Origin of the sequence: Sinomonas atrocyanea (assembly GCF_030811715.1) — a bacterium.
Lineage (GTDB): Bacteria > Actinomycetota > Actinomycetes > Actinomycetales > Micrococcaceae > Sinomonas > Sinomonas atrocyanea_A.
Genome location: NZ_JAUSRH010000011.1, coordinates 24595 through 41715 on the forward strand (window position 1 = coordinate 24595; position 17121 = coordinate 41715).

The 17121-nt window shown below is 71.3% G+C and carries 20 protein-coding genes; 14 read left to right on the forward strand and 6 right to left on the reverse strand.

The features are described 5' to 3' along the window. Positions 1–253: 253 nt before the first annotated feature. From gdhA to J2W21_RS15280, 4 genes are all read left to right on the forward strand, one after another. A complete protein-coding gene (gene gdhA, locus J2W21_RS15265) occupies positions 254–1594 on the forward strand; it encodes an NADP-specific glutamate dehydrogenase (RefSeq protein WP_307115363.1) in 1341 nt (446 codons plus the stop codon). A 264-nt stretch (positions 1595–1858) separates the two neighbouring features. Next, positions 1859–3004 (forward strand): 3-deoxy-7-phosphoheptulonate synthase, encoded by a 1146-nt coding sequence (locus tag J2W21_RS15270; protein ID WP_307115364.1) that lies wholly within the window; start codon positions 1859–1861, stop codon positions 3002–3004. A 10-nt stretch (positions 3005–3014) separates the two neighbouring features. Then, complete coding sequence (locus tag J2W21_RS15275; protein WP_307115365.1) at positions 3015–3224, forward strand: helix-turn-helix domain-containing protein; 210 nt, start codon at positions 3015–3017, stop codon at positions 3222–3224. 120 nt (positions 3225–3344) lie between these two features. Further along, positions 3345–3443, forward strand: a complete 99-nt coding sequence (locus tag J2W21_RS15280) for a 30S ribosomal protein bS22 (protein WP_003792170.1) — start codon at positions 3345–3347, stop codon at positions 3441–3443. A 447-nt stretch (positions 3444–3890) separates the two neighbouring features. Here the strand turns inward: J2W21_RS15280 and J2W21_RS15285 are convergent, their stop codons facing one another. After that, a complete protein-coding gene (locus tag J2W21_RS15285) occupies positions 3891–4700 on the reverse strand; it encodes an HAD family hydrolase (RefSeq protein WP_307115366.1) in 810 nt (269 codons plus the stop codon). A 54-nt stretch (positions 4701–4754) separates the two neighbouring features. On the opposite strand from J2W21_RS15285, the gene J2W21_RS15290 reads away from it, so the two are divergent. Together J2W21_RS15290 and J2W21_RS15295 are read left to right on the forward strand one after the other, a co-directional pair. Next, a complete protein-coding gene (locus J2W21_RS15290; protein ID WP_307115367.1) occupies positions 4755–5009 on the forward strand; it encodes a glutaredoxin family protein in 255 nt (84 codons plus the stop codon). 138 nt (positions 5010–5147) lie between these two features. Continuing rightward, positions 5148–5900, forward strand: coding sequence for a redox-sensing transcriptional repressor Rex (locus J2W21_RS15295; protein ID WP_307115368.1), 753 nt, complete (start codon positions 5148–5150; stop codon positions 5898–5900). Positions 5901–5977: 77 nt separating this feature from the next. Here J2W21_RS15295 and J2W21_RS15300 read toward each other — a convergent pair whose 3' ends face one another. The 4 genes from J2W21_RS15300 to J2W21_RS15315 form a co-directional block, all read right to left on the reverse strand. Next, complete coding sequence (locus tag J2W21_RS15300) at positions 5978–6673, reverse strand: hypothetical protein (protein WP_307115369.1); 696 nt, start codon at positions 6671–6673, stop codon at positions 5978–5980. A 4-nt stretch (positions 6674–6677) separates the two neighbouring features. Further along, positions 6678–7712 (reverse strand): hypothetical protein, encoded by a 1035-nt coding sequence (locus tag J2W21_RS15305; protein ID WP_307115370.1) that lies wholly within the window; start codon positions 7710–7712, stop codon positions 6678–6680. Between the two features lie 168 nt (positions 7713–7880). Next, positions 7881–8057, reverse strand: a complete 177-nt coding sequence (locus J2W21_RS15310; protein ID WP_307115371.1) for a hypothetical protein — start codon at positions 8055–8057, stop codon at positions 7881–7883. Positions 8058–8212: 155 nt separating this feature from the next. Beyond that, positions 8213–8857: an NADPH-dependent F420 reductase gene (locus J2W21_RS15315; protein WP_307115372.1), complete on the reverse strand. Its 645-nt coding sequence runs from the start codon at positions 8855–8857 to the stop codon at positions 8213–8215. Positions 8858–9100: 243 nt separating this feature from the next. Between J2W21_RS15315 and J2W21_RS15320 the strand changes: the two genes are divergently transcribed. The 3 genes from J2W21_RS15320 (at position 9101) to J2W21_RS15330 (ending at position 11281) form a co-directional block, all read left to right on the forward strand. Continuing rightward, complete coding sequence (locus J2W21_RS15320) at positions 9101–9883, forward strand: SDR family oxidoreductase (RefSeq protein WP_307115373.1); 783 nt, start codon at positions 9101–9103, stop codon at positions 9881–9883. A gap of 79 nt (positions 9884–9962) precedes the next feature. After that, entirely contained in the window at positions 9963–10319 is a 357-nt protein-coding gene (locus J2W21_RS15325) for an SPW repeat protein (RefSeq protein WP_307115374.1), read from the forward strand. Positions 10320–10435: 116 nt separating this feature from the next. After that, positions 10436–11281: an SDR family NAD(P)-dependent oxidoreductase gene (locus tag J2W21_RS15330; RefSeq protein ID WP_307115375.1), complete on the forward strand. Its 846-nt coding sequence runs from the start codon at positions 10436–10438 to the stop codon at positions 11279–11281. 48 nt (positions 11282–11329) lie between these two features. On the opposite strand, the gene J2W21_RS15335 is transcribed toward J2W21_RS15330, so the two are convergent. After that, positions 11330–11878, reverse strand: coding sequence for a YceI family protein (locus J2W21_RS15335; protein WP_307115376.1), 549 nt, complete (start codon positions 11876–11878; stop codon positions 11330–11332). Between the two features lie 210 nt (positions 11879–12088). Between J2W21_RS15335 and J2W21_RS15340 the strand changes: the two genes are divergently transcribed. Genes J2W21_RS15340 through ccsB form a run of 5 tightly spaced genes read left to right on the forward strand, consistent with a single transcriptional unit; the run spans position 12089 to position 17092 of the window. After that, a complete protein-coding gene (locus J2W21_RS15340; RefSeq protein WP_307115377.1) occupies positions 12089–12757 on the forward strand; it encodes a histidine phosphatase family protein in 669 nt (222 codons plus the stop codon). A gap of 18 nt (positions 12758–12775) precedes the next feature. After that, positions 12776–13423, forward strand: coding sequence for a TlpA family protein disulfide reductase (locus tag J2W21_RS15345; RefSeq protein ID WP_307115378.1), 648 nt, complete (start codon positions 12776–12778; stop codon positions 13421–13423). Then, entirely contained in the window at positions 13423–14172 is a 750-nt protein-coding gene (locus tag J2W21_RS15350) for a cytochrome c biogenesis CcdA family protein (RefSeq protein WP_307115379.1), read from the forward strand. Before J2W21_RS15345 ends, J2W21_RS15350 begins: the two co-directional genes overlap by 1 nt. Next, positions 14172–16016, forward strand: coding sequence for a cytochrome c biogenesis protein ResB (resB, locus tag J2W21_RS15355; protein ID WP_307115380.1), 1845 nt, complete (start codon positions 14172–14174; stop codon positions 16014–16016). Before J2W21_RS15350 ends, resB begins: the two co-directional genes overlap by 1 nt. After that, on the forward strand, positions 16016–17092 hold the full coding sequence (gene ccsB / locus J2W21_RS15360) for a c-type cytochrome biogenesis protein CcsB (protein ID WP_307115381.1): 1077 nt from the start codon (positions 16016–16018) through the stop codon (positions 17090–17092). The genes resB and ccsB overlap by 1 nt, the downstream gene beginning before the upstream one ends. The last annotated feature ends 29 nt before the right edge of the window (positions 17093–17121 follow it).

A 17121-nucleotide genomic window follows, 5' to 3' on the forward strand; every position in this document is an offset into this window, starting at 1 on the left:
CTTTTCCTGAGCACAGGGCGCACGCGAGGCCGCCCCGTCGATCATCTTTGACGAAAGTCCGCGAACCGGTCAAATCATGCTCCGCCGCCGGACGCCGCCGGACGCCGCCGGACGCCCCGGAGGCCGCGGAGGCCGCGGAGTGTGAAGCAGCCCTGTCGCCTCGCCGCGCGGCCGGGGGCGGCCGGTGCAACAATGGCACCGCGGTCGGTGGGGAAAGGCTGGCCGTGCCCCAACCCTGTGAGGAAATGCCCTGATGCATTCAAAGCTGCTTGCCGTCCGCGACCAGGTCTATGCCCGCAATCCCGGCGAGGTCGAGTTCCACCAGGCCGTCGACGAGGTCTTCGAGAGCCTCGGCCCCGTGATGGAACGCCATCCCGAGTATGTCGAGGCGGCTGTCCTCGAGCGGCTCTGCGAGCCCGAACGGCAGATCATCTTCCGCGTGCCCTGGACGGACGACGCCGGACGGGTCCAGATCAACCGCGGCTTCCGGGTCGAGTACAACTCCGCCCTCGGCCCCTACAAGGGCGGCCTCCGGTTCCACCCCTCGGTCTACCTCGGCATCGTCAAGTTCCTCGGCTTCGAGCAGATCTTCAAGAACGCCCTGACCGGCATGCCGATCGGCGGCGGCAAGGGAGGCGCCGACTTCGATCCGCGCGGCCGCTCCGACGCCGAGGTCATGCGCTTCTGCCAGTCCTTCATGACCGAGCTCTACCGCCACATCGGGGAGTACACCGACGTGCCCGCGGGGGACATCGGTGTGGGCGGCCGCGAGATCGGCTACCTCTTCGGCCAGTACAAGCGCATCACCAACCGCTACGAGTCCGGCGTCCTCACCGGCAAGGGCCTCGGCTGGGGCGGCTCGCTCGTGCGCCCCGAGGCCACCGGGTTCGGCACTGTGCTGTTCGCCAACGAGATGGCCAAGACCCGCGGCGGGGGATTCGACGGGCGCCGCGTCGTGGTCTCCGGCTCCGGCAACGTGGCGATCTACGCCATGGCGAAGGCGCAGCAGCTCGGTGCCGCCGTGGTGGCGTGTTCCGACTCGAACGGCTACGTCGTGGACGAGGCGGGGATCGACGTCGGGCTCGTCCGGCAGATCAAGGAGGTCGAGCGCGGCCGGCTCAAGGAGTACGCCGAGCGGCGCGGGCCCGGGGTCCGCTATGTCGACGGCGGGAGCGTGTGGGACGTCGACGCCGAGATCGCCCTGCCGTGCGCCACCCAGAACGAGCTCGACGAGTCCGCCGCCGCGCGCCTCGTCGCGGCCGGCGTGAAGGTGGTCGCCGAGGGCGCCAACATGCCCTGCACCCCGGAGGCGGTGGCCGTGTTCCAGAGGGCCGGCGTCCTCTTCGCCCCCGGCAAGGCGGCCAACGCCGGCGGCGTGGCCACGTCCGCGCTCGAGATGCAGCAGAACGCGAGCCGCGACTCGTGGTCCTTCGAGTACACGGAGCAGCGCCTCGCCGAGATCATGGTGGGCATCCACGACCGCTGCGCCGAGACGGCCGAGGAATACGGCGAGCCGGGCAACTACGTGCTGGGGGCCAACATCGCCGGGTTCGTCAAGGTCGCCGAGGCCATGCTCGCCCAGGGCCTCGTCTGACCCCTCGCAGGAAGCCGCCCGCACGCACCGGATCCTGTCCAGCATGCGGGCGGCCTTTTGCGCTCCGGACGGACGGGCGATACCGTGGGCCGCATGTTCAAGCGTTGGTATGCGTATTTTGCGTTGGCTCTGGAGGGCCAGGCGTAGAGTTTCGCGTACCGACTTCCAGAGCCAACAGGGCAGGGACCTCACGGTCCTTGCCCTTTGCCATACCAACGGCAGGCTCTGGACCCCGCGGGGCCTGCAGATGAAGGACAGGACCCCATGAACCCCCAGCCCGCCGTCCCGACCGCCAGCACGGCCACGACCAGCTCGGCCACCGGCAACCTCCGCGTCGCCGAGTTCACCGCGCTCCCGTCCCCCGGCGAGATCCTGGACGAGCTGCCCCTCTCCGACGGCGCCGCCCGGACCGTGGCCCGCGCCCGCGACGAGGTGCGCGCCATCATGGACGGGCTGGACGACCGCCTCCTCGTGATCGTGGGCCCCTGTTCCATCCACGATCCCGAGGCGGGCCTCGACTACGCGCGGCGACTGGCCGGCGTCGCCCGTGGCCATCGCGAGGACCTGCTCGTGGTGATGCGCACCTACTTCGAGAAGCCCCGCACCACGGTCGGGTGGAAGGGGCTCATCAACGATCCGCATCTGGACGGCAGCCACGACATCCCCGCCGGGCTGCGGGCCGCGCGGCGCTTCCTCCTGGACGTCCTCGCGCTCGGGCTGCCCACGGCCACCGAGTTCCTCGAGCCCATCAGCCCGCAGTACACGGCGGACGCGATCGTCTGGGGTGCCATCGGGGCCCGCACCACCGAGAGCCAGATCCACCGCCAGCTCGTCTCCGGCCTCTCGATGCCGGTCGGCTTCAAGAACGGCACCGACGGCGGGCTCGGGGTCGCCGTCGACGCGTGCGGGGCAGCGGCCGCTGCGCAGGCCTTCCTCGGGATCGACGACGCCGGCCGGGCCGCCCTCGTGGAGACCGCCGGCAACCCGGACACGCACCTCATCCTCCGCGGGGGATCCGCGGGGCCGAACTACGCCGCCGAGCACGTCGCCGCGGCCTCGGCGCGGATGGCCGGCAAGGGCCTCAACCCGCGGCTCATCGTGGACGCGAGCCACGCCAACAGCGGCAAGGACCACCACCGCCAGGCCGAGGTGGCCCTCGAGATCGGCGCGGAGCTCGCCGCGGGCGGGGAAGCGGCCGGGGCCGTGGCCGGCGTCATGCTCGAGAGCTTCCTGGTGGGCGGGGCCCAGCCGCTCGACGTGACCGAGTTCGCGGCTGGCCGCGCCCAGCTCGCCTACGGGCAGAGTGTCACGGACAAGTGCATGGAGTGGGAGGTCACCGAGCAGGTCCTCGGGCAGCTCGCCGGGGCCGTGCGCGCCCGCCGCGTTCCCAAGGGCCCCTTCAGCAACTAGAGTATTTTGTATGTCTGCGATGGATTTCTCCTCCTCGCGATTCCTCACAGTTGCAGAGGTCGCCGAGATGATGCGGGTGTCGAAGATGACGGTCTACCGTCTGGTGCACTCGGGGGAGATGCCTGCCGTGCGCTTCGGCCGCTCCTACCGGGTTCCCGAGGCCGCGGTCGAGCAGTACCTGAAGAACTCCGTCGTGGACGGCAGGACCGAGTCGGCCTGACGCGTACGGTATCCTGTTCAGGAACGTTTTACGTCACGTCACCAGCAGTTGGTTGAACGGCGCCCTTGTGCGCGACCCGGCCAGCAGCCCGGGGCACCAACTACCGGTAAGGAACTTTCTATGGGTTCGGTTATCAAGAAGCGCCGCAAGCGTATGGCCAAGAAGAAGCACCGCAAGCTGCTTCGCAAGACCCGTCACCAGCGCCGCAACAAGAAGTAGGCGCGCTGCCCCTGAAGGGGCGATGGTGGGTGAGGCCCGTTCCCTGCGTGGGAGCGGGCCTCACGTGCGTCCGGGCACCCTCCTTCCGCCGAGGTCACCCCGCGGCGGCGCGAGATCACCCCTTGGCGGCGCGAGATCACCCCGTGGGGGCGCGAGGTCACCTCGTGGGTCGGGCCCGCTGCCGGGAAGTGCCGCTCTCGACGGGGAGCGCCGAGAACGAGGACTTCTCGTGGAGGCCGGCACTCTTCCTGGGGGCTGCGCACGACGGCGACCGGAGCCTCCCGCTGTCGCCGCACGGGGGTGACGTGGCGCGCCTCTGGGGTGACGTCGGGGGTCCCCTGGGGTGACCTCGCGCGCCTCTGGGGTGACGTCGGGGTCCCACGGGGTGACCTCGCGCGCCTCTGGGGTGACGTGGGCGGGCGGGGAAGAGGGGCTGGCCGGGTGCGCCTAGCGGCGGAAGCGGGCGTAGCCTCGCCACAGCCCGTACAGCGCGCCGCCGACGGTGGCCGCCTTGAGCCCGAGCGTCGCGGCCCGGCGTCCGGCACGGAAGTCGTAGATCGGCCAGTTGTGCGCATTCGCGTGCGAGCGTAGGCGCGCATCGGGGTTGATCGCCACGGGATGGCCCACGAGGGTCAGCAGCGGGATGTCGTTGTGCGAATCCGAGTAGGCCCAGCAGCGGTCGAGGTCGAGGCCCTCCCGCTCGGCGAGCTCGGAGGCAGCAGTGGCCTTGGCCTTCCCGTGCAGGATCTCGCCCACGAGGCGGCCGGTGTAGGCGCCGTCCTCGATCTCGCCCACAGTCCCGAGCGCCCCGGTGAGGCCGAGCCTGTCGGCGATGACGGAGGCGACCTCGATCGGCGTCGCCGTCACGAGCCACACCCGCCGGCCCACCCGCAGGTGCTGCTCCGCGAGGGCCTTGGTGCCGGGCCAGATGCGCGACTCGATGAACTCGTCGTAGACCTCGTGCCCGATGGTCTCGACGTCGACCGCGAGGATCCCGGCGCCGAGGGCGAGCGCGGAGGCCTCGATGGAACGGACGTCCTCGAGCTTCTCCCCGCGGAACAGGAAGGCCACGTGCTTCCAGGCGAAGCCGGCGGCGTCCCGGAGGGTGAAGGCGCCGCGCTCGTACAGCTTGCGCGCCACGTGGAAGAGGCTGGCGCCCTTCATGAGGGTGTTGTCCACGTCGAAGAAGGCGGCCTCACCCGGGCGCCCCACGGGCGCTGGGCGCACTGGATCCAGCGCCTTGTTCTCTGCGGGCATGGTCCGAGTCTAGCGATTCACAGCCCGGCCACAGGCGCGCGCTACCGTGGAGGCATGCGCATCCCCGAGATCGTCCTCGTGACGAAGAGCCAGTGCCACCTCTGTGAGGCGGCGAGGGACGTGGTCGACCGTGTCGCCTCGGAGGCCGGCCTCGGTTGGGAGGAGCGCAGCATCGACGACGACGCCGCCCTGCAGGACCGGTTCGCCGAGGAGGTGCCCGTGGTGCTCGTCGACGGGGTCCAACGCGACTTCTGGCGGATCAACGAGGCGCGCCTGCGCCGCACTGTCGAGGCGGCCCGTCGGGGCTGAGCCCGGCGCCGGGGCGAGGGGCCGCGGTCCTTTTGGCGGCCGCCCCGCCGCGGTCCTAGAGTGAATGGGGCCGCCGCGACGGCGGCTTCCGAGCGCACGGCGCGCAAGAGCAAGGCCCGCGAAGGGAATGAGGTGGCAGTGGCAGGACGGTCCCAGTCGGGGAGCCGAGGCGCCGCGCCCGCGCCCGACGGGAAGCAGCTTCCGCCCGCGGTCGTCTCCCGCCTGACCGTCTACCTGCGCGCGCTCAACTCGTTCCTGGCGGACGGCGTCGACCGGGTCTCCTCCGACGCGCTCGCCGAGGCCTCCGGCGTCAGCTCCGCGACGCTGCGCAAGGACCTCTCCCAGCTCGGCTCCTACGGGACCCGTGGCGTGGGGTACGAGGTCGAGAACCTCCGCCAGCACCTCTCCGTGGCCCTCGGCCTGACCCGCGACTGGCGCGTCGCGATCGTGGGCGCCGGCAACCTCGGCCGCGCCCTGGCCCGGTACGGCGGCTTCGGCACGCGGGGCTTCGACGTCGTCGCGCTGCTCGACACCGACCCGCAGATCATCGGCAACGAGATCGGCTGGCTGCGCATCTCCGACGCAGCCAACCTCGAGGCGGTCTTCCAGCGCACCCGCGCGAACATGGCGGTCCTCGCCCTTCCGGCGTCGGTGGCCCAGGCGGTGTGCGATCGTGTCGTGGCCGTCGGCGTCCGCAGCATCCTCAGCTTCGCGCCCACGATCCTTCAGGTCCCGCCCGGGGTGACGCTGCGGAAGGTGGACATGGCCACCGAGCTCCAGATCCTCGCCTACCACGCCCAGCGCGGGGAGGCCGGCGGGGAGACGGGTGCCTCTTCGGACCCCGATACGACGTACGACGACGCCACTCACCCGGGCGGCCAGCCCGCCTGAGGTGGGACCCGCCTGAGGTGGGACCGCATGAGGCGGGGGGACGGCGTCGTGCGCCGAGGTCCTCCGGGCCCCGAAGCTCAGCGGAGGTAGCCGCCGCCGAGCTTCGCTGCCCGCCGGGCGGCGATGTACTGGCTCGAGGGGCGCAGCCACGTGAGCACGGCCGCGGCGATGTACAGCGCTCCGGAGAGGAACGACAGGACGTAGACGAAGGCCGGCATCGGGAACGTGCCTGCTGTGGGCAGCACCGCGGCGAGCGCGAGGTTGCTCACGTAGCCGATGACGGAGAGGCCGGCGAAGACTGTGAGCAGGATGCGCACCCAGTTCATCCCCGCCCGGATCCCCAGTGCGAGCAGAACGGTGACAGCCACGCCGATGAGCGCGGAGATCCACACCACCGGGGTCATGATGGCGGTGAACTGGCTGGCGAAGGCGGCCGCGTTGGCCGCGCTGGCCCGGCTCGACCGGGCGGTGGCCTGCAACAGGCTGGTGTGCATGTACGTGCCCATCCAGTCGAGGATCGCCGGGATCCCCGCCAGCGGCGCGATGGAGCTCGCGATGAGGAACCAGGCCGCGAGCGTGATGGTGAGCGGGCGTGCGATCCCGACGGCGGGCATCCCGGGAAAGGACCCGCTGGGCAGCTGGCTCGGCCACGGCCCCTGGTACGAGCCCTGGGGCGGGGGAGGACCGTAGGCGGGCGTGCCCCCGGGATCCGGCGCGGGCTGGTACGCCGGCGGCCCGGGCTGGTACGGGGGCGGCGAGGGCTGCTGGCTCATGGCGTCACTGTCCGTAGGGGTTGCCGAAGGTTGGTCCCTTCGGGGTGGTGTAGGGATTGGCGAACTGGTTCTGGGCGGTCAGGAATGCTGTCACCTCGGGCCGGAACAGGAGGACGATCGAGGCGATCGCGAGCCCGATCGTGATGAGGGAGAACACCCCGCCCGCGAGGAAGGCGCCGAGCGTGAGGCAGAGGAAGACGGTGCCGAGGATGCGGGCCCAGCGCCGGCCCCGCACGAGGAAGACCCCGCACAGCACGAGCACCACGGCGTTGACCACCACCCCGGCCATGGCGAGCCACACGAAGGTGCTGATGATCTGGCGGAACTGCTCGAAGGTGATGCCCGACGAGGCCCCGCCGGCGTCGTTGAAGAGGCTCCGGAGGGCGGACGTGGGGGTGTTCAGCGTGACGAGCGTGGCGAAGAAGCCGATGACGACCTCGGCGGCTGCCGTGATGAAGACCATCAGGGACGCGCGGCGGACCGCCTTGCGCTGCGCTTCGGGCCCGGGAGCGCCGTAGCCGGGCGCACCGTAGCCCGGGGCGCCATAGCCGGGCGCGCCGTACCCCTGGGTGCCGGGCTGCTGCCACGCCTGCCCGTAGGCGGGCGGCTGCTGCTGGCCATAGGCCGGGGGCTGCTGCTGGCCGGGTGCGCCGTACCCCTGGGCACCGTAGCCGGGCGCGCCGGGCGGCTGCCACGGCTGCCCGTAGGCAGGGGGCTGCTGGCCGTGGGGCGGAGGCTGCTGCTGAGCATCCCCGTATCCGGGGGCATACTGCCCATACCGGGGGGCGGGCCGCCCGGCCGGACCGCCGTGGCTCCCTGGCCCCGCAGGGGGCGTCTGACCTGCGTTCTGCTGATCTGGGTTCTGCTGGCCCGGCTCCTGCTGGGCCGACTCCTGCTGGCCCGACTCCTGCTGGGCAGGCGGCTGCTCGGGCCATCCGTGCTCGGGCCGCGCCTGTCCGGGGCGGGCTCCCTCGGGCCCGGGCTCCTGATCCCCGTGGTGCTGCTCGGCGCCGTTCGGCGGGACAGGGGGCGTGCTCATGCGGGTCCAATCGTTGAAGGTGGCCCGACGGGGGAGCGGCACGCGCCCCCGCCGCGTTGACCCCACTGTAGCGCCAGAGGGCACCGGCCCGGCACCCCTCCTGTCCTCAGTGTGGGCGTGCCGCGCGCGGCGGCCGCACTGCGTCGGCCGCCCCCTCCGGGACCGCCCTCAGCCGGCGGGTTCGTCCACCGTTGCCGCCGCGATGACGGCAAGGCTTTCCGCGATGCTCAACAGCGCCGTAGTGCGGGACTGCTCGAGGCATCCTGCGATCTCGGCGGAACTGGTGCCCTCCCTCTGGGACGCTTCGAAGAAGGCGAAGGCCAATTCGAGCGGCTCGTGTGCCATGGTCAGGTTCCCTTCATCTGCGTCGGTGAACCCCCCGGGCTCCTCACCCGGGGATACCCACCTCACCTACCCGCCGGCGCAAGTCTCAACCGTTCGCGCAGCGAGCGAGATGCGGGAGGCCCGCCCGGATCAGGGGGCGCCCCGCAGGCGACCGGCTAGGGGAAGATGCGCAGGGCGGTGTCCCAGTTGAAGTTCTCGTGCGCCGGGCTGACCTGGAGCCCGAAGACCAGGAGCATGAAGGCCTCCAGTTCACGAGATCGGCGCAGCGGCCCTGCGTCGATCGGACGCATCCCGGACTTGGCGACCAAGGCACTCACTTTCTCTTTGGCCGTCTCGGAGTCGCCCGCGACGAAGACATCCAGGTGCTGGCCTCCCACCGAGCCGGCTTCCAAGGGCGCGGCGAAGACCGTGTTGAAGGCCTTCACCACGTCGGCCCGGCCCCGCACCATCGCGGCGACCTCTTCCGCCGAAGATGTCCCGGCTGGCGTGAGCAGGCGGTCGAAGGTCGACACGTCCACGGGGTTCGCGATGTCCACCACCACTCGCCCGTCCACACCGTCGCCCAGCTCGCGCACCACGTTCGCCACTTCCCTGTACGGGACAGCGAGGATGACGATGCCGCCCTCGACGGGCGCGCCGACGATCCCGCCGCTCGCGCCCGCGCCGAGGGACTCGACGAGATCGCGGGTCTGGCTGCCATCGCGGCCCAGGATCTGGACCGCGCGGCCGCCCCGCAGCGCCATCTGCGCCAGCCCCCGTGCCATCCGCCCGCTGCCGATGATCGTGACCTCAGCGCTCACGTCTGCCTCCTCGATCGCTGGCCTGATGCCACCGAGGGTAGGTCCGCCCCGCCGCGCCAGATAGGGCCATAGGCCACTCCGACGCAGACCCGCTCGGACGCAGGCCACTCGCGCGCAGACCCCCTCGGACGCAGGCCTGCCGGCTGCGGCCGGGGCGGCCATGGGGCCCTTCGCCTCTGGCCCGCCTCTGAAGCCGGCCCGAGAGTGGGATCCGGGGGATCCCGGCGCCATAAGGAGCGGATCATGCCTCGGACAGCAGTGGTGACGGGGTCGGCGTCGGGCATCGGCGGGGCAACCCAGGAGCTGCTCGGGCAGCGGGGCGAGAACGTGATAGGCGTGGACATCCATGACGCCGACGTGGTCGCAGACCTCTCGGGAGCCGAAGGCCGCGCCGCGCTGGTCGAGGGCGTGCGCCGGCTCAGCGGCGGCCGGGTCGACGCCGTGTACGCCGTCGCCGGGTTGGCGGCCCGCACGCCGGCCACCGTCGCCGTCAACTTCTTCGGAGCCCTCGCCACGCTCGAGGGACTCCGCCCCCTGCTGGCCGGCTCGCCGTCGCCGCGGGCCGTGCTGGTCTCCTCGATGGCAGCGCTCCTGCCGAGCGACGCGGAACTGGTCTCGCTGCTCACGGCCGGCGACGAGCCGGCAGCACTGGCGCGGGCAGAAGTCCTCGCCAAGGCCCCTGAGACCACGGGCGGCCTGATCTACTCCTCGACCAAGCTCGCGCTCTCGCGCTGGGTCCGCCGGCAGGCGGCCTCCGCAGAGTGGGCCGGTGCCGGGATCCCGCTCAACGCCGTTGCCCCCGGAATCATCGCCACTCCCATGACGGCCGGCATGATCTCCACGGCCGAGCAGCGCCAGGCGCTGCTCGAGCGGATCCCGATGCCCCTGAACGGCATCGCCGAGCCGGTCGTCGTGGCCCGCGCGCTGGCGTGGCTCGGCGGCGAGGAGAACACCCATCTGTGCGGTCAGATCGTCTACGTCGACGGCGGCAGCGACGCCGTCCTCCGCGGCGACGCCGTCTGGTGAGCCACGAGCATCTGCCCGAGAACCGCGGGCAGATCCCGAGGGGCCCCGCCCCGGGAAGGAAGAAGGGAAAGGAAGAGCAATGAACAGATGGACGCGGTGGGAAGACTACGTCGCGGGCGTCTGCGGCCTCTACGCCGCGGTGGCGGTCCTATGGACCGCGCAGACGTCCATGTCGAGGACCCTCATGCTGGTCTTCGGCATCCTGCTGGTGGCTGCGGCCGTGCTGAACCTCTCGATGCCCGGCACCCCGTGGCTCGAGTACGCGCAGTGTGCGGTGGGCGTGCTGCTCTTCGCCTCGCCCTGGATGGGTGGCTACTCCGACCACATCGGTGCGGCCTGGACGTCCTGGATCGCCGGGATCATCGCCGCCGGCGTGACGGCGGCGGCAGTCCGGCCGGCCATGGAGGCCCACCACCGGGCGATGCCCTCGCACTGAGGGCACATCGGAGCCCGGGGCGGCCGCCCGCCCGCCTGCGGTCTGGACGCCGCAGGGCCGGGCACGGCGGCCGCAGCCGGGGGAATCCTTCCCCGGCGCGGGAGGATGGAGGAAGCGTGGGCGCTCGGGCCGACCTGCAGGGACGCGTGGCCGTGGTGACGGGATCGACCCGGGGCCTCGGACTCGCGATGGCCCGGATGCTGGGCCGCCATGGCGCCACCGTGGTGCTCTCGTCCAGATCGGACGCCCACGTCGGGGCCGCCGTCGAGCTCCTCCACAGGGAGGGCCTGGCCGTGTACGGCTGCCGGTGCGACACCGGCACCATGGCAGAGGTCGAGGCCCTGCGGGATGAGGCCCTCGCCCACGGCACGCTGGACATCTGGGTGAACAACGCCGGCACCGCGGGCGTCTACGGGCCTACGGCCTCCACCCCGCCGGAGGACTTCGAGCGCGTGGTCCGCACCAACATCCTCGGGACCTTCCACGGGGCCCGGACCGCCCTGCCGGTGTTCCTCGCCCAGGGGCACGGCGACCTCGTCAACCTCTACGGGCAGGGCGACCGCGGGCCGGTGGCGCTGCAGAACGCGTACGCGTCGAGCAAGCGCTGGGTCCGACAGTTCACCGAGACGCTGCAGCTGGAGACCAAGGGCACTGGGGTCCGGGTCCACGGGCTGAATCCAGGCCTCGTCATGACGGACCTGCTGGGCCGCGTCGCCTCCCAGCGGGGCTACGAGCGGCGCCTGGGGGCGCTGCCGGTCGTCGTCGGCCTGTGGGGACAGGCCGCCGACGACGCCGCGCGCCCCCTGCTCCGCCTCGTCACCACGGAGGCCGCGGAGTTCCGCGACCTCCGTGGGCCGACGCTGGTGGCCCGCGGACTGCGCAGCCTTGTGTCCGGGCGCGTCCGCAGGGGCCGCCGCATGCCGCTGGAGGTCACTGTCGTGGACAGCGGCCCCCGGGCCTGACTGCCCCGGGCGCATCCCGCCTGGCCAGCGGTTCCCGAGGCCAGAGGGTCAGGCCTGGGGGGCGACGAACGCGAGGTCGAGGGAGATCACGACCTTGTCCGAGACGAGGACGCCGCCGGCCTCGAGGACCGCGTTCCAGGTCAGGCCGAAGTCCTTGCGCGAGATGGTCGTCTCGCCGGAGAGGCCCGCGCGGGTGGCGCCGAACGGGTCGACGGCAACGCCGTTGAACTCCGTCTCGAGGGTGACGGGCCGGGTGACGCCCTTGATGGTGAGGTTGCCGGTGACGTCGAACTCGTCGCCCTTCGCCTCGATGGAGGTGGCCTCGAAGGTCATCTCCGGGAACTTCTCGACGTCGAAGAAGTCCGGGCCCTTCACGTGGGCATCGCGGTTGGCGTCGCCCGAGTCGAAAGAGGCGGTCTTCACGACTGCGGTGGCCGTGGTGTCCGCGGCGGTCGAGCCGACGGACACAGTGGCGCTGGCCTCGTTGAAGCGCCCGCGCACCTTGGAGATGCCGGCGTGGCGGACGGTGAAGCCGATCTCGCTGTGCGAGCCGTCGAGGGTCCAGGTTCCGGGGGTGAGGCCGTGGGGGAGAGTCACTGTGGTTCCTCCTGAGTGGGGTTTTGATTGAAGCGTCAACTAACCGCTGAATCAATGGAAACATGCATCTGCATGGACTGCAACCCCCTGTGGCGCACGTTACACAGGGAACTCTAGGGTGGGCGTGATAGTTCTACCCTTTGTAGAATCGCGGGCAGGGCCGTCACCTGCGATTTCACGGCCGCCCACCACGTTTGAGAAACTGGAGCCATGCCCTCTTCGACCGTCCATCTGCTGCGCCACGGCGAGGTCTACAACCCCGCCGGCGTGCTCTACGGCCGGCTGCCGGACTTCCACCTGTCCGAGCGCGGCCGCCAGATGGCCAACACGGTCGCCTCGCACTTCGCCCAGCGCGCGCTCGACGGCGCGCGGGTGGTCCTGCTCGCGGCCTCGCCGCTGACCCGGGCCCAGGAGACGGCCGAGCCGAGCGCCAAGGTCCTCAACCTCGTGGTCCGGACCGAGCCGCGCATCATCGAGGCGGAGAACCACTTCGAGGGGCTCAAGGTCACCCCGCGCGAACTCCTCAAGCCCAAGCACTGGCCCTACCTCGTGAATCCGCTCCGTCCCTCCTGGGGCGAGCCCTACGAAGCCCAGGCGGCCCGGGTCCTCGAGGCCGCGCGGGACGCCGCGCGCCGGGCCGCCGAGCTGGGCGGCGACGGGGCGGAGGCCATCCTGGTGGCGCACCAGCTGCCGATCTGGCTCGCCCGCCTCAAGGCGGAGGGCAGGCCCCTGCCGCACGACCCGCGCAAGCGCGAGTGCACGCTCGCCTCGCTCACGTCTCTCACGATCGACACCCTTACGGGCGCGGTCACGTCCGTCCGCTACACCGAGCCCGCCGCCCGCCTCCTGCCGGGCGCGGCCACGACCCCGGGGGCCTGAATGCCCCAGGAGCACCAGATGTCCCGTACCGAGCTGCCCCGCGGAGCCGCCCCCGCCGCACCCCTCCGTCCGACCCGCCGCCGGCTGCTCGCCGCGGCGGGCGCCGCGGCCGCCCTCGGGCTGGCCGCAGCGCTCTCGGGCTGCGCGGCGTCCGACCCGCTCGCCCAGCAGGCCCGCGCGGGAGACAACAAGAACTACGTGGCCGGCGACGGCTCGGTGACCGAGTACGCGAAGGACTCCCGAAAGCCCCCGGTGGCCTTCAGCGGCACGCTCTACGACGGCACGAAGGTCAACTCCAAGGACTTCGCGGGCCGCGTGACGGTGCTGAACTTCTGGTTCGCGGCGTGCGCCCCGTGCCGCCTCGAGGCCCCCGAGCTTGAGGCGCTGCACGCCGAATTCAAGCCGCAGGGCGTCGCGTTCTACGGCGTCAACCTCCGCGACGAGCAGGGCACTGCGCAGGCGTTCGAGCAGAGCTTCAAGCTGACCTACCCGAGCTTCGACGACAAGGACGGCCAGGTGCTCCTGGCGATGTCCGGCGCCGTCCCGCCGGGGGCCGTTCCCACCACGATCGTGCTCGACAAGCAGGGGCGCGTGGCTTCGCGCGTGCTCGGCCAGCTCGACAAGAGCACGCTCAAGGCCCTCATCACGTCCGCGGCGGCCGAGTAGTGGGCGGGATCTTCAGCGACACCGTCCTCAACGGCTCCCTCCTGCTCGCGCTGCCGGTCGCCCTGCTCGCGGGCTTCGTCTCGTTCCTCTCGCCGTGCGTGCTGCCGCTCGTGCCGGGCTACCTCGGGTACGTGACCGGGCTGACCGGCGTGGACCTGGCCAAGCAGCGCCGGGGCCGCATGGTCGCCGGCATCGGGCTGTTCGTCCTCGGCTTCACCGTGGTGTTCGTCGCGACCGGTGCGGTGTTCGGCCAGCTCGGCTCGTGGCTCGCGATCTCCTCCGGCTGGCTCACTCGGGTGCTCGGAATCGTCGTCGTGCTCATGGGGATCGTGTTCATGGGCGGCCTCGGCATCTTCCAGCGGGAGGCGCGCGTCCACGCCCGCCCCCCAGCCGGCCTCTGGGGCGCCCCGCTCCTCGGCATCACGTTCGGCCTCGGCTGGGTGCCCTGCATCGGCCCGACCCTCGCGGCCGTGCAGGTCCTCGCGTTCTCGGACGGCCCCACCGCGTACAAGGGCGCCCTGCTGACGTTCGTCTACTGCCTCGGGCTCGGGGTGCCGTTCCTGCTCATTGCCCTGGGGCTGCGCCGTGGCCTCGGGGCCATGGCGTTCTTCAAGAAGCACCGCCGCGCCCTGCAGGGGGCCGGCGGCGGCCTGCTGATCCTCGTCGGAGTCCTCATGGTCTCCGGGGTGTGGACCTACTGGATCAGCCAGCTGCAGATCTGGATCGGAACCGTGGAGCTGCCCGTCTGATGAGTGAGACGAAGTCAAAGCCTGAGACCCAGGACCAGAAGAGGCCCAAGCCCGGCAAGGGCCGCAAGGGCCGGCAGGCGGCGCGCGCCGACGTCGCGCTGCCCGCCCTGGGGGTGGTCGGCATGCTCCGCTGGGCCTGGACCCAGCTGACGAGCATGCGGACGGCGCTCTTCCTCCTCCTGCTCCTCGCCGTCGCGGCCGTTCCCGGCTCGCTGTTCCCCCAGCGGCCCACGAACCCGGCGGTCGTGACCCAGTACCTCAAGGACCACGCGGACTACGGCCCCCTCCTGGACAAGCTCCAGATGTTCGACGTCTACTCGTCCGTCTGGTTCTCCGCCGTCTACCTGCTGCTGTTCATCTCGCTGATCGGCTGCGTCGTCCCGCGGGCCATTGCCCACTGGAAGTCTTGGCGTTCGAAGCCTCCGCGCACCCCCGCCCGGCTGTCCCGCCTGCCGGTCTACGGCACGCTCGTGGTGCCGGCCGACCGGGGCCTCGCCGCCGCGGACGCCGCCGAGCAGGCCGCAGCGCTCCTGAAGAAGCGCGGCTACCGCGTCGACCTCCGCCCTGCCGCGCCCGAGACAGAGGCGACGGACGCGCACGACGGCGCCGCCCGCCGTCGTGCGTCAGCCTTCGCTTCCGTGGGGGCCGAGAAGGGCTACCTCAAGGAGCTCGGCAACCTCTGCTTCCACTCCGGCCTCGTCGGTGTACTCGTCTCGGTCGCGATCGGCGGCCTGTTCGGCTACAGCGGCCAGCGCACCCTGATCGAGGGCGAGACCTTCGTGAACACCCTCGTCGGCTACGACACGTTCAACCCCGGCACCGACTTCCAGTCGAGCTGGCTCGCGCCGTACTCGCTGCGCCTGGACAAGTTCGACGTCCGCTACGACCGCGAGTCGGTCAAGCAGTTCGGCCAGCCGCTCGACTTCACCGCGCACGTGACCACGAGGGACTCGCCCCAGGACCCCGAGCGCCAGCAGGACCTCAAGGTCAACGACCCGATCTCGATCGGGGCCACGGATGTCTACCTGGTCGGCAACGGCTACGCGCCTGTGGTGACGGTCCGCGGCGGAGACGGCAAGGTGGCCTTCCAGGGCCCGGTCCCGGCCATCCCGACCGACTCCGTCTACACCTCGACGGTCGTCATCAAGGTCCCCGACGCCAGGCCGACCCAGCTCGGCTTCGTGGGATTCTTCCTTCCCACGGCCGAGAAGGGCGCCAACAACGTCGCCTTCAGCGCCGACCCCGATCCGCTCAACGTCCAGCTCAACCTGAACTCCTACGTGGGCGACCTCGGGCTGGACAAGGGCAAGCCCCAGAATGTCTACGCGCTCGATGTCGCCAAGCTGACCCAGGTCAACGGGCGCGACAAGCCCGCCGGGGGCATCGTGCTGGGCGCCGGCCAGTCCTACAAGCTGCCCAACGGGCAGGGCTCGATCAGCTTCGACGGCCTCAAGCGCTACGTGGCCCTCGACATCCACCACAACCCGGGACAGGAATGGGCCCTCGGGTTCGCCCTGTTCTCCCTTGCCGGGCTCATCTGCTCCCTCTTCCTGACCCGGCGGCGTCTGTGGGTGCGCGTGGGCCAGCACGAGGACGGGCGCACGATGGTCGAGTACGGCCTCCTCACCCGCGGCGAGGACCACGGCGGGCTGGCCGCCGAGGGCCGGGCCGTGCGCGCAGCGCTCGCCAAGGCCTGGGACGTGCCGGGAGAGGACCCCTCCTCCGGGAGCCCGACGGCGCAGACTAGGAACGCGAAGAATACGTCGGCCAGCACCACCACATCGGCCAGTACCACCACATCGGCCAGCACCACAACATCGGCCAGTACTCAGAAGGACGCCTGATGCCGCAGATCAATTTCACTCTCGGTGCGTACAGCGAGCTGTTCATGCTGCTTGCCGCCGGAACGTACGTCGTCGCGTTCCTCGCCTTCGCGTGGGACATGGCCACGAGCGGCAAGGTGGGCCAGCGTGACGCCGCCCTTCTGGCCGGCCAGAAGGCGCAGGCCGCCGCGAAGTCCGAGGCGAAGCAGGCCGTTCTCGCCGGAGCGGGTGGCGGGGCCTCGGCGGGCGGCGGCGCCGGCGCTGCGCCGACGAAGGGCGCGGGTTCCGGCGCGGTGGAGGTGGCCGATGCCGACCTCAAGTACCGCTCGCGCCGCAAGGGCGCCCGCGTCGGCGTCGCGCTGAGCATCCTCGGCCTGGCCATCCACGCGGCGGGCGTGCTGAGCCGCGGGATCGCGGCCGGCCGAGTGCCGTGGGGCAACATGTACGAGTTCTGCACCACGGGTGCGTTCCTGGTCGTCGCGGTGTTCCTCGTGGTGCTCATCCGCCGCGACCTGCGCTTCCTCGGCACGTTCGTGCTCGGCCTCGCGGTGGTCATGATGGTCGCCGCGGCGGTTGCGTTCTACATCCCGGTGGGCCACCTCGTCCCCGCGCTGCAGAGCTACTGGCTCGTCATCCACGTCTCGATCGCAGTGCTCTCCTCGGCGCTGTTCACGCTGACGTTCTCGATGGCCGTCCTCCAGCTCCTGCAGAGCAGACGCGAGGCCAAGATCGCCGCCGGCGGCCTCGACACCGGGTCCTTCATGCGCCTCGTGCCGAGCTCGCTGACTCTCGAGGCCCTGTCCTACCGCATCAACACCATCGCCTTCGTGGGCTGGACGCTGACCGTGATGTTCGGCTCGATCTGGGCCGAGAAGGCATGGGGCAGGTTCTGGGGCTGGGACACCAAGGAGGTCTGGAGCTTCGTCATCTGGGTCGTCTACGCGGCCTACCTCCACGCCCGGGCGACCCGCGGCTGGACCGGCGCCCGTGCGGCCTGGCTCTCGATCGTCGGCTACCTGTGCGTGATCTTCAACTTCACCGTCGTGAACATCTACTTCTCCGGCCTGCACTCCTACGGCGGCGTCAGCGCCGGCTGACGGCCGGGGGAGCGGACGCGGCGCTCAGA

Coding starts and splice junctions, on each gene's coding strand:
- J2W21_RS15345 (WP_307115378.1), top strand. CDS start 12,776: ATGTCCCGTACCGAGCTGCCCCGCGGAGCCGCCCCCGCCGCACCCCTC.
- gdhA (WP_307115363.1), top strand. CDS start 254: ATGCATTCAAAGCTGCTTGCCGTCCGCGACCAGGTCTATGCCCGCAAT.
- J2W21_RS15325 (WP_307115374.1), top strand. CDS start 9,963: ATGAACAGATGGACGCGGTGGGAAGACTACGTCGCGGGCGTCTGCGGC.
- J2W21_RS15320 (WP_307115373.1), top strand. CDS start 9,101: ATGCCTCGGACAGCAGTGGTGACGGGGTCGGCGTCGGGCATCGGCGGG.
- J2W21_RS15290 (WP_307115367.1), top strand. CDS start 4,755: ATGCGCATCCCCGAGATCGTCCTCGTGACGAAGAGCCAGTGCCACCTC.
- J2W21_RS15270 (WP_307115364.1), top strand. CDS start 1,859: ATGAACCCCCAGCCCGCCGTCCCGACCGCCAGCACGGCCACGACCAGC.
- J2W21_RS15300 (WP_307115369.1), bottom strand. CDS start 6,673: ATGAGCCAGCAGCCCTCGCCGCCCCCGTACCAGCCCGGGCCGCCGGCG.
- ccsB (WP_307115381.1), top strand. CDS start 16,016: ATGCCGCAGATCAATTTCACTCTCGGTGCGTACAGCGAGCTGTTCATG.
- J2W21_RS15275 (WP_307115365.1), top strand. CDS start 3,015: ATGTCTGCGATGGATTTCTCCTCCTCGCGATTCCTCACAGTTGCAGAG.
- J2W21_RS15340 (WP_307115377.1), top strand. CDS start 12,089: ATGCCCTCTTCGACCGTCCATCTGCTGCGCCACGGCGAGGTCTACAAC.
- J2W21_RS15280 (WP_003792170.1), top strand. CDS start 3,345: ATGGGTTCGGTTATCAAGAAGCGCCGCAAGCGTATGGCCAAGAAGAAG.
- resB (WP_307115380.1), top strand. CDS start 14,172: ATGAGTGAGACGAAGTCAAAGCCTGAGACCCAGGACCAGAAGAGGCCC.
- J2W21_RS15285 (WP_307115366.1), bottom strand. CDS start 4,700: ATGCCCGCAGAGAACAAGGCGCTGGATCCAGTGCGCCCAGCGCCCGTG.
- J2W21_RS15305 (WP_307115370.1), bottom strand. CDS start 7,712: ATGAGCACGCCCCCTGTCCCGCCGAACGGCGCCGAGCAGCACCACGGG.
- J2W21_RS15310 (WP_307115371.1), bottom strand. CDS start 8,057: ATGGCACACGAGCCGCTCGAATTGGCCTTCGCCTTCTTCGAAGCGTCC.